The 12,687-nt window shown below is 41.5% G+C and carries 11 protein-coding genes; 9 read left to right on the top strand and 2 right to left on the bottom strand.

Features of this window, described 5'->3' with window-relative positions; all coding sequences use genetic code 11:
- Positions 1-7: 7 nt before the first annotated feature.
- Positions 8-1,012 carry a tetratricopeptide repeat protein gene (locus tag Q7U10_04030; protein ID MDO8281779.1) on the bottom strand — a complete coding sequence of 335 codons (1,005 nt, stop codon included), beginning with the start codon at positions 1,010-1,012 and terminating at the stop codon, positions 8-10.
- A 242-nt stretch (positions 1,013-1,254) separates the two neighbouring features.
- Between Q7U10_04030 and aroC the strand changes: the two genes are divergently transcribed.
- The 5 genes from aroC to Q7U10_04005 all read left to right on the top strand — a co-directional run bounded on the left by aroC (position 1,255) and on the right by Q7U10_04005 (position 7,127).
- A complete protein-coding gene (gene aroC, locus Q7U10_04025; protein MDO8281778.1) occupies positions 1,255-2,472 on the top strand; it encodes a chorismate synthase in 1,218 nt (405 codons plus the stop codon).
- Between the two features lie 30 nt (positions 2,473-2,502).
- A complete protein-coding gene (aroB, locus tag Q7U10_04020; protein MDO8281777.1) occupies positions 2,503-4,080 on the top strand; it encodes a 3-dehydroquinate synthase in 1,578 nt (525 codons plus the stop codon).
- A 56-nt stretch (positions 4,081-4,136) separates the two neighbouring features.
- Positions 4,137-5,462, top strand: a complete 1,326-nt coding sequence (locus tag Q7U10_04015; GenBank protein MDO8281776.1) for an arginine deiminase family protein — start codon at positions 4,137-4,139, stop codon at positions 5,460-5,462.
- 110 nt (positions 5,463-5,572) lie between these two features.
- Positions 5,573-6,121: a hypothetical protein gene (locus tag Q7U10_04010; protein MDO8281775.1), complete on the top strand. Its 549-nt coding sequence runs from the start codon at positions 5,573-5,575 to the stop codon at positions 6,119-6,121.
- A 184-nt stretch (positions 6,122-6,305) separates the two neighbouring features.
- On the top strand, positions 6,306-7,127 hold the full coding sequence (locus Q7U10_04005) for a DUF4239 domain-containing protein (GenBank protein MDO8281774.1): 822 nt from the start codon (positions 6,306-6,308) through the stop codon (positions 7,125-7,127).
- 130 nt (positions 7,128-7,257) lie between these two features.
- On the opposite strand, the gene Q7U10_04000 is transcribed toward Q7U10_04005, so the two are convergent.
- Positions 7,258-7,509: a helix-turn-helix transcriptional regulator gene (locus Q7U10_04000; GenBank protein MDO8281773.1), complete on the bottom strand. Its 252-nt coding sequence runs from the start codon at positions 7,507-7,509 to the stop codon at positions 7,258-7,260.
- Between the two features lie 433 nt (positions 7,510-7,942).
- Here Q7U10_04000 and Q7U10_03995 point away from each other — a divergent pair, with 433 nt between their 5' ends.
- The 4 genes from Q7U10_03995 to nagA all read left to right on the top strand — a co-directional run bounded on the left by Q7U10_03995 (position 7,943) and on the right by nagA (position 12,603).
- Positions 7,943-8,611 (top strand): carbohydrate-binding family 9-like protein, encoded by a 669-nt coding sequence (locus tag Q7U10_03995; protein ID MDO8281772.1) that lies wholly within the window; start codon positions 7,943-7,945, stop codon positions 8,609-8,611.
- 101 nt (positions 8,612-8,712) lie between these two features.
- Positions 8,713-10,908 carry a hypothetical protein gene (locus tag Q7U10_03990; protein MDO8281771.1) on the top strand — a complete coding sequence of 732 codons (2,196 nt, stop codon included), beginning with the start codon at positions 8,713-8,715 and terminating at the stop codon, positions 10,906-10,908.
- Entirely contained in the window at positions 10,905-11,483 is a 579-nt protein-coding gene (locus Q7U10_03985) for an acyltransferase (GenBank protein MDO8281770.1), read from the top strand. Before Q7U10_03990 ends, Q7U10_03985 begins: the two co-directional genes overlap by 4 nt.
- Entirely contained in the window at positions 11,461-12,603 is a 1,143-nt protein-coding gene (gene nagA, locus Q7U10_03980; protein ID MDO8281769.1) for an N-acetylglucosamine-6-phosphate deacetylase, read from the top strand. Before Q7U10_03985 ends, nagA begins: the two co-directional genes overlap by 23 nt.
- Positions 12,604-12,687 lie beyond the last annotated feature (84 nt).

Here is a 12,687-nt window from a genome sequence, read left to right as displayed (position 1 = left end):
ATCTCTATTAGTTGTAAGAAAGAATTCTTTCAAGGCCGGTATTTCCTCTTGTATCACCCAGTTTCCTGAGCCTTGAATAATATTCAGCGGCTTTATCATCCATATTCTGTTTTTCATACAGCACGGCTATGCTGAAGATGGCATCCTGATTTATAGGATCCAGGCTAAGGGCCTTTTGAAAATATTTTTCAGCTGTTGAATAGTTTTCTGTATTTGCATATACGATCCCGATATTTATCAGGGTGGGGATGTAATCCTTATTTATCTTATAACTCTTCCGCAATTCATCCATTGACTCTTTCCACATGTTCATCTTCATCAGAAGAGAAGCTATCTTGTTCATGACTATATAGTTTGTGGGCTCGACCGCAAGTATCTTATTGTATATGGATATTGCGCCAAGATAATCCTTGTCCTTTTCACTTCTGCTGGCTTTATAGAGGTAATGATAGGTATCTTTTGAGCCAATACCAGGTTCTTTCTCTTCTTCAACAGGCGGAATCTCTGCTTTATCGACTTTTTTGTTGTCCTTAAGTCCGGCTGGTTTTTTATCGGCTGATTCTGAAGTACCGGAATCTTCTTTATCACCCTTATCACTTTCATTTAACGCGGCAGTAAGAAGGTCCGGGGGTGGGGTTTTTACAATTATGTCTTTTTTATCAGCAATGATGGGCTTCTCATCCTTTTTAGGAACGGTCTTTAATGCTTCTTCAATCTTTTCACTTAGGGTCTCGGATGCTTTTTGGTCTTTAGTTCTGGATTTGTGCTCGCTCTTAAGTTTGTTCAGGTCATCTGCTATCGGTTCGCCGGCTTTAATAACATAAATCCTAAACAAGAGAGCAGAGACTATGATCATGAATGCGGCAACTACACTTAAGACAAGAGCTATCTTATATTTTTTGTCTACTTTTTTTCTTCTTGCTTGATTGATATCAGATTTTAAGCCCGGGGGTGTCTCCCTCATGGGCGGGGTGATTTTGACTTTTGACAGCATGTCGGATACAAGACTCATATGGATTATATATTCCTTTTTTTTCTTTTTGTCAAATACTATATATATATTATGAGTTAATTATAGTCTGCGAAAGGGTTTAATTCAAGTGTTTTCAATATGTTGTTTAATATGTAACTATATATTGTTTAATAAGATGCACAATACTTTTCCTTGACAGTAATATGTTCTTTATGATTTCATTATTCATCACTATGAGTTAAACTATAACAATATTTCTTTGCATATTCAACTATTAAATTATGTTAGAAAAACTTAAATATCTTACATCCGGTGAGTCTCATGGGAAGGCTCTTTTATGTGTCATTGACGGGGTGCCGGCAAACCTTTCCTTATCTGAAAAAGATATCGCCAGCGACCTTGCAAGACGGCAGAAGGGCCACGGCAGGGGAGGCCGCATGAAGATAGAGACAGATCATGCACAGATCCTGTCCGGAGTCAGGTGGGGCAAGACTCTCGGCTCTCCTATTGGATTGATGATAGAGAACAGGGACTGGGCTAACTGGGATAAGGCAATGTCTCCTTTAATCAAGCACAAGGACAGTATCTCTCAGGTCACACGGCCGAGGCCTGGGCATGCAGACCTTTCGGGCGCTATCAAATACGGGCATAAGGATGTCAGAAATGTCCTTGAACGCTCAAGCGCAAGAGAGACAGCGACAAGGACCGCCCTTGGAGCTATTGCAAAGAGATTCCTTGCAGAGTTTGATATTAAGGTAATGAGCTATGTTACTGAGATAGGCGGGATAGAGGCGCAGGACATAAGGCATAAGGCTCAAAGCGCAGACCTGAAATCCATATTATCCATGTTCAAAAGCGCTGAAGCATCTGCTGTCAGATGTCCTGACAAGAAGGCAGAGAAAGAGATAATTGCCAGAATTGACAGGGCTATGAAGGACGGCGACACACTCGGAGGTGTTTTTGAGATAGTTGTCACAGGCGTTCCCGTGGGGCTTGGGAGTTACAGCCAGTGGAACAGCCGCCTGAATGCAAAGATATCATACGGCCTCATGGGGATACAGGCGATGAAGGGCGTTGAGATAGGGCTCGGATTCGAGAGCGCAAGAAGGCCCGGCTCAAAAGTTATGGACGAGATATATTACAGCGCTGCAAAGGCAAATAGATTAGATGCCGCAGGCGGGTTTTACAGAAAGAGCAACAACGCAGGCGGTATTGAAGGCGGGATGAGCACAGGCATGCCGATCGTTGTAAGGACTGCCATGAAGCCTATCCCCACACTAAGGAAGCCTCTTTCATCAGTTGACATAAAGAGCAAGAAGAAGTTCAACGCCGCATATGAAAGGTCTGATGTATGCGCAGTGCCTGCCGCATCTGTTGTCGGTGAGGCGGTGGTTGCCCTTGTGATAGCTGACAGCTTCCTCATGAAGTTCGGCGGGGACAGCATGGAAGAGACTAAGAGGAACTTCAAGGGTTACCTGAAGCAGATAAGTGAATTCTGATCAATCTCCTGTAATTAATTCAAGGCTATTATGAAGATCGTATTGGCAGGTTTTATGGGCACAGGCAAGACCTCTGTCGGCAAGGAGCTGAGCGATAAGCTCGGCTATCTTTTTGTTGATACCGATGTGCTTATCGAAGAGAGCGAGGGTATGCCCATCTCCCTTATCTTTAAAAAGAAGGGTGAGGATCACTTCAGAAAGATCGAATCTGAGATAGTTGCGGAGATATCAAAAAAGAAGGATGTTGTTATAGCGACAGGCGGCGGCGTAATAAAGAACAGGCAGAACGTTGAGAACCTGCGCAGAAGAGGGGTTATATTCTGCCTTACCGCAGGCCCCGAGATAATCCTTAAGCGTGTCATGCTTGAGGGCGGCAAGCGGCCTCTGATTGATGTTGAAGAGCCGCTTAACGAGATAAAGAAACTCCTTGCAGAGAGAGAGGAGTTTTACAAACAGGCTGATGCTTTTATCAAGACTGATTTTATCACGCCTGACGAGACCGCTGAAAAGATAATATCTATTCTTGGCCTTGATACTGAGAGCGCCAATGTAGGGCTTGATGACAGGAGCTATGAGATAGTCATCGGGCATGACCTGCTCAGCAAGCTTGGGCTCAGGATAAAGGAGTTCAGGCCCTCAAAGGTCGCCATCATCAGCAATGAGACCGTCTTTCCGCTTTACAAAGATACTGTCCTTGCCTCTATGAAAGAACACGGCATTACGCCTGAAGTTTTTCTCATGCCGGATGGAGAGGAGCATAAGGGATTGGAGTGGGCGAATAACATATACGGCAATCTTCTTAAGGCGAGGTTTGACAGGAGCTCGCTTATCATTGCACTTGGAGGCGGTGTTGTCGGAGACCTTACCGGTTTTGTAGCTGCCACCTATATGAGGGGAATCAGGTTTATCCAGGTTCCTACAACTCTTCTTTCACAGGTTGACAGTTCAGTAGGAGGAAAGACAGGTGTTAACCATCCGCTCGGCAAGAACATGATAGGCGCGTTCTATCAGCCTTCGCTTGTGCTGATAGATGTTGATACCTTAAAGACCCTTCCAAAAAGAGAGCTGGCCGCAGGCATGGCAGAGGTCATAAAATACGGTGTGATAGCTGACCGTGAACTCTTTGATTACTTGAAGAACAAAAGGGAAGATATCCTTTCGCTTGGAGACAGCATCATATATTTGGTAAAACGCTCATGTGAGATAAAGGCGGATGTTGTATCAAAGGACGAAAGAGAGACTGGCTTAAGGGCTATCCTTAATTTCGGCCACACCATCGGCCATGCGATAGAGACAGCCACAGGATACAAGAGGTATCTTCACGGTGAGGCGCTTGCAATAGGAATGCGCTATGCTGCAGACATTGCAGTCAGGAAAGGCATCTTTGACAAAGGTCTCGCAGCGCAGTTGAAAGCTCTTATTGAATCATATAACCTTCCAGTTGATTTGCCGACAGGCGTTCCTGTTTCAGACATCATCAATGCCGTGAAGGTGGATAAGAAGGCAAAGGCAGGCAAGGTGATATTCATCCTTCCCGAATCCATCGGCAGCGTCAGGATCGCGGATGATGTTGATGAAGGTTTGATTAGGGAAGTGCTTGAAGCCTGATCACTCAGAGTGAAACAACTCCTGCAGATTAAAATACACATGAAGGAGAGATTCATATGAAAAGACTTAGGCACATAAGTTTGAAACAGATACGCGGGATCATCCTCCTTTTATCACTTATTCTGTTGTCCGCAGCTTTGTCGGGCTGCATTTCTGCCGCGAGGAACGCAGGGGCTGATACAATAGTACAGGTCGGAAATCACGCCGAATGGGAGCCGGTAAGAGAAGTTCTTGTGCATACGCCGGATCAGGAGCTTTTCCTCGGTGTAGTCCATCCGGCGGCAGCGCTGTTTGAGAGGGCCTTCGGCATTGACGGGGCCGCCGAAGAGCATCGCAATTACATCCGCCTCCTTGAAGCAGAAGGCGTGCGTGTGCATACCGTTGTTGACGCGCTGCTTACCGGCACGGTTGATGATAAGGGGCAGCCTATAGAGGGCGCTGACCTGGAAGCCCTGCGCAGCTTTGCCGCAACTATTCTGAGTTTTGACTCATCAGCCCTTCCAGCGCCCATGCAGGTTGAGCAGATCGCATATAAAAATGAAGTGATCTCGTCCCTGCATCCAAAGGAACTTGTTTCAATTATACTTCAGCGCCCGACCATCCATCTGCAGACCACGGATATCAATACCGGCCTGACTGCGACCTATGAAGCTGCGCCCGTCATGAACCTCTATTTTCTCCGCGATCAGATGATCACCACTGCTAATGGCATTGTGATCTCTAAAATGAATTCGCCCCAGCGCGCTGCGGAAACTGAAATAATCAAATTCGCTCTGGCGAAACTGGGCGTCACGCCTATCTATGAGGTCACAGGCGAGGGGCGGCTGGAAGGGGGAGATTTTCTGCCGGCGGGAGACACGGCCTTTATCGGACAGGGGCTGCGCACTAACAGCGAGGCGCTGAGACAGATGCTGGATAATCAGGTCTTCGGCGCCTTCAGAGTGGTGGCTGTCAAGGAGCCATGGCAAAACCAGGTGCAGATGCACCTTGACACTTATTTCAATATTATCGGGCCGAATCTAGCCGTCCTTGTGGAGGAAAGGCTGAACAGAGTTGAAGGACGTGTGCTGAAAGCGGATGTGTATGAAATGGCTGATGGGCAATACAAGAAAGTCATATCCGATGCTGACTTCGTTGATTATGTCCAAAAGAACCTCGGATTTACTCTGATACATGTTTCCAATGCAGACCAGGAAAAGTACGGCATCAACTTCCTGACGACCACAGCCAATCGGATACTCGGCATAGACGGCGTGAGCGAAGACTATAAAGAGCGGCTCGCAAATATGGGGGTCAACGCCACATGGATGGATTTTCGTAATCTGACAGGCGGATACGGCGCAGCCCATTGCACTGTGCAGGTCCTGCAGCGCGGATATTGAACAAAGGAGGAGCATGAGGTAAAGAGATTTGTGTGGTTGAAATACCCTCGATTATAAGGAGAGAGAGGGTGAAACAAGAAATAAACATGGAAAAAAGAAAGGAGAAAAAAATGAAGAAGTCAACTGTTATAGTTTTGAGTATTTTACTGGCTGTAATCATGAGTGCAGGAATTGCTTTGTTTGGGGCTACGGAAGGGTGGGCGCAGCAAAAGAAAAAGGTCTCTTTCAGGTCTGCTGCTGAAAACAGCAAATACACGAAGCAATACACGATTGATGTCAGCGCAAACCATCAGATCCGTATTTTCGAACTCCATCGCACCTTTCCCAATAACCCGCCGGAGTTTGAAGGCGTGAAGGTCAAGGAAGAGTGGCTGAGAGGCAGCAGCGATTATATTGACCTTAATGGCAGCTTGCGGGCGTATGGTGAATATATCATGGAAAACGGCGATAAGATCAATTACGAGTTTGATGGTATAAGCCAAACAATAACAAATCCTGACGGGACAAAAACGAGTACCGCCAGCGCTGTCAAACATCTTGACGGAGGAACCGGGAAATTCAGCGCAATTCAAGGCGCTCTGAGACATAAAGCAATTTTTGATCTTAATGCAAACATAAACGAAGCGCAGGATGAAGGCGAATACTTGATGGTGAAATAAATCTTTATCTTCCCTTCAATTTCACACTCTCCTTGCGTGATGGAGACTGTTCCCTTACACGCCAGGGGAACGAGTCAGCAGGAATGCCTCGATGAATTAGGCGTAGCCTCACAGTCGGCGTTTGGAAGGAAGAGCCGATTCGATGGCTGACGAAGAACATGGCTGAACAGGAGGAACGGCAACTATGACTGGCTGGATGCATACAGTTGTGCAATGGCCGCTGAGCATGAGTGTGATCATAATCATGGCTTTGAGCGTGGCCGTGCCTTGGCTGGCGGTCTGTCTGATCCGCCGCATCTGGCAGCATCCGGCCTTTAAGGAAAACAACGAACTGGTCGGCTTCACCTACGCCGTCTACGGCCTGATATACGGCGTGTTGCTGGCCTTCACCATCGTAGTAGCCTGGCAGCGTTTTGAGACAACGGAAAAGCTCGTCATGTATGAGACGACTCTCCTCAGCGAGCTCTGGCGCGATTCCATAACAGCCCGCCCCTTTATCCGCGACGACATCCAGAAGAATTTGACCGCCTATACTCGATCGGTAATAGATGACGAATGGCCGGCGATGGCAGCGAGCGGCAAGGCCCACCCGAAGACCGAAGCAATCTATGAACACTTATGGGCTATCACGTACATCTTCGAGCCAAAAACAAAGATCCAGGAAACTTATATGAACCACTATCTCGGGCGGATGAACGAGCTCAGCGGCACCCGCCGACTGCGTATCCTGCATAGCAGGATGGAAGTCCACAGCGTCCTCTGGATGGTGTTATTGATCGGCGCGGTGCCGACCGTGGCTTATTCGCTACTATTTTCCAGCAAGCACGCATGGGTTCAGATCGTGATTATGGGATGCATCATGCTGATCGTGATGTTGGGCCTTCTGGTCACGCTCTCACTGCAACACCCCTTCAGCGGCGATGTCAGAATCGAACCCGAGGCCTTCCGTGATTTGCTGGACTCTTTCCATATGCGCCTCGCGGCCCCCGTCAGCGTCGGCCCATAGGAGTAAGAAGCCCTAAAATGAATTTTTTTACATAATTAGAAATTTCAGGGACTAACATAAGCATAAAACTCCATTAGGATAAAAAATAGGCACAACAGTTCCGCAGAGTTAGCTGCCACCTAACACATTTTTATCTTAGCAATGAAATAACAAGTCTTCGGTTAAATATTTTTGCTATCTTAGCGAGAAAGTCGAGTGAGGGCATTCGGTTATCATTAGGGCTCTCCATCCTTGAGATCACCTGCTGCCTGGTGCCTACTTTTTCAGCTAACTGAGCCTGCGTGAGATGGTTTGTTCTTCTCAGGGCTGCTATCTCCTGTGCGATATTTCTCTTTGCTTCCGCCTTGTCAAAATATAATTTAAAGTCCTTATCTTTTGACATTCTTTTAATATGTTTATCAAGGTCGCTTTTCATCGCTTTGTATCTTACAACCAATTGGTTGTATTGTCAAAAGGAGTTTACATTGAAAACAATTTTACTGCTTCCAGTTTATATAGATGGAGAAAATCCGTCAAGATAACGAATTAACCAGAAATATTAAGTTTCTTACTTTGTCATTCCCGTGATACTTTGGGCGGGAATCCAGGTTTTTTTGATGGCAGCGTCAGGATCGCGGATGATGTTGATGAAGGTTTGATTAGGGAAGTGCGGGCTATATCAGTCCAATCTCCTTGGCAACTATATTATGCAAATACTAACAAAATTAACTTATAAGATAACTTTGATACCTTGAATGATTAATAGTTAATTATTATAATGTTACAGTCAATAATTAAATAATGATTGCTTATAACTTTTTTGGATATCACGATTTATGCCAAGTATGTTTTATAAAGTAAAAAAACTGATACACCCTTTGCAAATTGATGCAAACTGGGAAAAATTACCTTGGAAGGATATTCAATCCGCGTTGATTCAGAATCATATGGGTCAGAAACCATTCCACTTTCCGAAGGCTGAAGTGAAAATTGCTTATGACGATCATGCAATATACGCAATATTTCGAGTTGAGGATAGATATGTTCGTGCAGTCGCTTCAGAGCATCAGGATAGTGTTGCTATGGATAGTTGTGTCGAATTTTTCTTCACTCCTAATTCTGACATATCTAAAGGATATTTTAATCTTGAAATGAATTGTGGAGGAACTATGCGTTTTCACTTTCGGAAGGCGCCGGGGAGAGATAGCATTATAATACCTAAAAATGAATGTAAGACAATAAGAAGTGTGCATTCGTTGCCAAATATTATTGATCCAGAGATTCAAGAACCGGTTACGTGGACCGTTGAGTATCGTCTTCCTATTTCATTAATCAATAAATACTGTCATATAAGTCCGCCCGCTCCATGCGTTACTTGGCGAGCTAATTTTTACAAATGTGCAGACAATACATCACATCCACATTGGTTAACTTGGGCATTAGTGGATTATCCAAAGCCGAATTTCCACCTTCCCCAGTTTTTTGGAATATTAGAGTTTGAATAAAAAATATAATTATATGAAAGTGACAGCATGTCTTAATATATCGTTTGATGATTTTTGAAACATAAAATAGGCAATTATAGTTAGTTTAAAAGGAGAGCAAAATGTATAGGGTCGCTTTAGTTCAGAACCAATCTGAAATGGCGCATTACGGTTATGCTGATGCTCGTCCTTTACTGCAAGAACTAGAATATGAGGTAAGTTTATATACTGCAGATAATATTGATTCCTTAGCAATTAATTTAACAAGACAATGTTATTCTGCAATCGTTCTCGGTTCGAATGCATTAAATGATAAAACAATTAGGAAAGAAATTTACAGTGATAATTTTAAAAAAGTTTTTATTGATGCACTAAATCATGGCTTAGGTTTTATATCATTTCACCAATTACGCATCTCTGAAATTGATAATCCAACATTAAGTTTCTTACCAAAAGATATCGGAAAGATAAAAGTAGCCCCTCGTAATCTTGAGGAAAAACCTTCAAAAGGATTATTACAAATAAGACAGGGAGCAGAGAATCATGTTCTTTTACTTTATCCGAATAAAATAAATATTACTGAAGTTCAAAAAAGCCTTTTAAGCTTCAAAAGCCTACCAGGGCTATATTGGCACTATTGGGATAATGCCAATCTCGCTGATTGGGATATTTTAGTAGAAGATATGTCTGATGCTGAATCAAGACCATTAATTATTGCAACAAAAGAAGCATCAAACTACCGAATAATTCTTTCGTCTTTAACATTAGACTGGCAAAAACAAAGAAAATTTATCCAAAATCTTTTTATATATACGATAGAGGGGCGTCACAATACTGCTATATTGGATAATGATAAAAACCATAATCTTTCATTTGATTATCTAGTAGGAACCTTAACTGCCAAGAAATATCCATTTAGGAAATATTCAATTAACCAGAGCCTTAGTCATTTAGTGGAGTATATAAAGAATGGAGTGCACCATACTCTCCTTGTTGGTCCTTTCGTCTCTTTAGAAATATTATCCGAGGAAATAAGGTCTATAATTTCTGATAAAGTTGCTACTGGTGAACTGACATTATTAATAATTGGAAATGAAGAAGGTACAAGAAGTTTTTATGTGAAAGGGCGGGAAAGATATGCTGTAAGGCTATTACAACAAACTGAATTCAGTATTCAAGAGGAATTACTAACTGGCTATATAGATGGTAGTTTTTGGAGTACTTGTGAATCTCTACAAACACTGGAAAGCATTCCTGGGAAGTTTGCAAATTACCGTAATCTAGTGAAGAAATCATTAAATAATGTAAAAGAAGCACACGATAGAAATGGTTCATATGATGAGGTTTTTGGAGTTACATGCGCTTTGTTATGGTTACGTGCGTATTATTTAGGGCTTGATGATAATGATACTAAAGCTACTATAAATTGGATAAGAGATAGTATTGACTCATACGATAACAGGGAAAAAGCTTTAGCCTATAACACATTTTCATTGATATCTATATTAAAACCTGAGGAAGAAAAAAAACTTAAAGATATTCTTTCAAATTTATCAATAGACAAACTAAGTGAAATAGACTTAATTGTGTATTTAAAATCTGCAATTTCTATCAGTCATTATGATAATTTTGCAGCAATATTAAATGCGTTGATTAATAAGCAAATCAATGGAATTTGGATTGATTTAGCAACTACAGGATCTGCTGCGAGTTCATTAATTGACGCATTGGTTGTAGCGAGAGCAAACCATGATACTGATGCCTCAACGATTGCTGTCATTGAAAAATCAATTTTTAATGCAATTATTATTATTTTGCAAGATGTAAAAGAAACATACAGAAGTAATACATATTATTGGGATGGCAAAGCAAGTACAACCGTTAAATGTCTGCATGCTTGGTTGAAATTCGAGGAGATGTTAGATTTGCCAATCCATGAAGTGGTGGACATTATTAACAAAAATGATTCAATTTCTACATTTATCTCATCTAGTAAAACATCTCTTTCTGTTCTAGAATTTCTGAAAGTTCAAAATGACAGTATAGCGACTGAACTCAAAGATACTAACAAAGAATTTGTTAAGTTGAAAAAAATAAAATTGCAAAACACGCTATTATTCCTTTTCTCGTTGCTTTTTATCTACATGGGAATGAATTCTACCATAGGTTTTATTTACCTATATAATTTAAAAAGTTTACTCGAAATATTGAAAGTAGTTTTTTTTAAAAACTACTCATTTCACCTTGGGATTATTGCTATCGTTGCAGCGTATATGAGTATACCTTGGAACAAAGTTATTGAGAAAATCAAAAAATGAAGACAAAACTAACGTTAGTTACAAATAATATTCATTTTGGTGACTCAGTTACGATAAGTGGTAAAGGTAAATTACTAATCGGCAAATATGTTGATGTAGAAAAAAATGTCCTTTTTGATCTTGGTGAATCGAAAGAATCAATTATCCAATTAGGTTACAGAAGTAAAATTAAATACGGTAGTGTGTTGCGCAACTATAATGGCCTAATTGATATTGGTGAAAGGACAACTATCGGTGAATACAACATAATTGCAGGCCACGGTGGGGTTACAATCGGAAACAATGTAATGATTTCAGGTCATTGTTATATTGCAGCATCTGAACATATTTACACAAGTGACATTAGTATCCGCTTTCAAGGCGAGACAGCTATCGGCATTGCAATTGCTGATGGAGTATGGATAGGAGCCAATTGTACAATTTTAGATGGAATATCAATTGGTGAGAATACGATAGTGGGTGCCGGTTCAGTTGTTACAAGAAGCTTGCCTTCTGATTATATTTGTTGGGGGGCCCCATGTAAACCAATTAAAAAAATAATGGAGGAACGCAATGTATGCTCTAACGAATTGTGACATTTTCACAGGAAAACAGGTCATTCATGATAAATCAATTTTAATTAAAGGAAATACTATTGTAGATATTTTAGATGAAGATAGTTTAACAGATGAGATAGAAATTATTGATTTAGGGAGAAAGTCAGTAGCTCCTGGGTTCATTGATCTTCAAGTAAATGGTGGTGGTGGGAAGCTTTTTAATGATGCTCCTACTAAGGAAACTATACTGGATATAGCAAAGGCTCACCAACAATTTGGCACCACTAATTTCTTACCCACATTAATAACAGATAGTAGAGAAAAAATTCAAGAAGCAATACAATCAGTTAGCTCCTTAATAAAAAATGGCGATAAAGCCATTTTAGGTATTCACTTAGAAGGTCCATTTATCAATCCCAAAAAAGCCGGAGTTCATAATAAAGAATTTATCCAAACTTTATCTGACACTGACCTCTCATTATTATCATCTTTAGATAATGGAAAAACATTAATTACTCTTGCTCCTGAAATGTGCAAATCTGAACTGTTATCACAGTTAAGTTCGCAGGGCATTTTAATTTCTGCAGGCCATAGCGATGCAACACTTGAAGATATACAAAATGCAGTGAAGGCAGGACTCTCTTGTGCGACTCATTTATTTAATGCAATGAGTCAATTCTCTAGTCGTGAACCTGGATTAGTTGGTGCAGCATTAGTTGAAGATGACTTGTATTGCGGTATTATTGTGGACGGATTCCATGTACACTTTTCAAGTGTTAAAATCGCTTGGAGTGCCAAGAAAAAAGGCAAGATGTTTATTGTTACTGACTCTATGCCTCCTGTAGGTTCCCATGAATGTAATTTTCAATTGGGACCATACTCTATTCGTGTTGAGAATGGCAAATGTGTAACAGGAGATGATATTCTTGCAGGTTCTGCTCTAGACATGGCTACTGCAGTCAGAAACTGTATTCAGAAAGTTGGCATACCTAAGGATGAAGCTTTGAGAATGGCTTCTACATATCCTGCTCATTATCTATCGTTAAATAATAAGCTTGGTTATATAGCGCCAGGATATGAAGCTAATTTAACAATTTTTAACAATGAAATTAACATTTCTTCAGTAGTTGTGAACGGCAATCTCATACATTTTAACTAGAAAGATCAACATCTACGGGGTAAACTCCGTCGTAAGCGCCGGTAAGAGCATAAAAAAAGAGAGCCGCATTAAGCGACTCTCTTT

The sequence above is a fragment of the Thermodesulfovibrionia bacterium genome (assembly GCA_030646035.1).
Taxonomy (GTDB): Bacteria; Nitrospirota; Thermodesulfovibrionia; order UBA6902; family UBA6902; genus JACQZG01.
This window is presented reverse-complemented; position numbering and strand designations above follow the sequence as displayed.

What these genes read in the sequence shown, in the direction of transcription:
- Q7U10_04030 (MDO8281779.1), bottom strand. Translation starts at nt 1,012, where the DNA reads ATGAGTCTTGTATCCGACATGCTGTCAAAAGTCAAAATCACCCCGCCC.
- aroC (MDO8281778.1), top strand. Translation starts at nt 1,255, where the DNA reads ATGTTAGAAAAACTTAAATATCTTACATCCGGTGAGTCTCATGGGAAG.
- aroB (MDO8281777.1), top strand. Translation starts at nt 2,503, where the DNA reads ATGAAGATCGTATTGGCAGGTTTTATGGGCACAGGCAAGACCTCTGTC.
- Q7U10_04015 (MDO8281776.1), top strand. Translation starts at nt 4,137, where the DNA reads ATGAAAAGACTTAGGCACATAAGTTTGAAACAGATACGCGGGATCATC.
- Q7U10_04010 (MDO8281775.1), top strand. Translation starts at nt 5,573, where the DNA reads ATGAAGAAGTCAACTGTTATAGTTTTGAGTATTTTACTGGCTGTAATC.
- Q7U10_04005 (MDO8281774.1), top strand. Translation starts at nt 6,306, where the DNA reads ATGACTGGCTGGATGCATACAGTTGTGCAATGGCCGCTGAGCATGAGT.
- Q7U10_04000 (MDO8281773.1), bottom strand. Translation starts at nt 7,509, where the DNA reads ATGTCAAAAGATAAGGACTTTAAATTATATTTTGACAAGGCGGAAGCA.
- Q7U10_03995 (MDO8281772.1), top strand. Translation starts at nt 7,943, where the DNA reads ATGCCAAGTATGTTTTATAAAGTAAAAAAACTGATACACCCTTTGCAA.
- Q7U10_03990 (MDO8281771.1), top strand. Translation starts at nt 8,713, where the DNA reads ATGTATAGGGTCGCTTTAGTTCAGAACCAATCTGAAATGGCGCATTAC.
- Q7U10_03985 (MDO8281770.1), top strand. Translation starts at nt 10,905, where the DNA reads ATGAAGACAAAACTAACGTTAGTTACAAATAATATTCATTTTGGTGAC.
- nagA (MDO8281769.1), top strand. Translation starts at nt 11,461, where the DNA reads ATGTATGCTCTAACGAATTGTGACATTTTCACAGGAAAACAGGTCATT.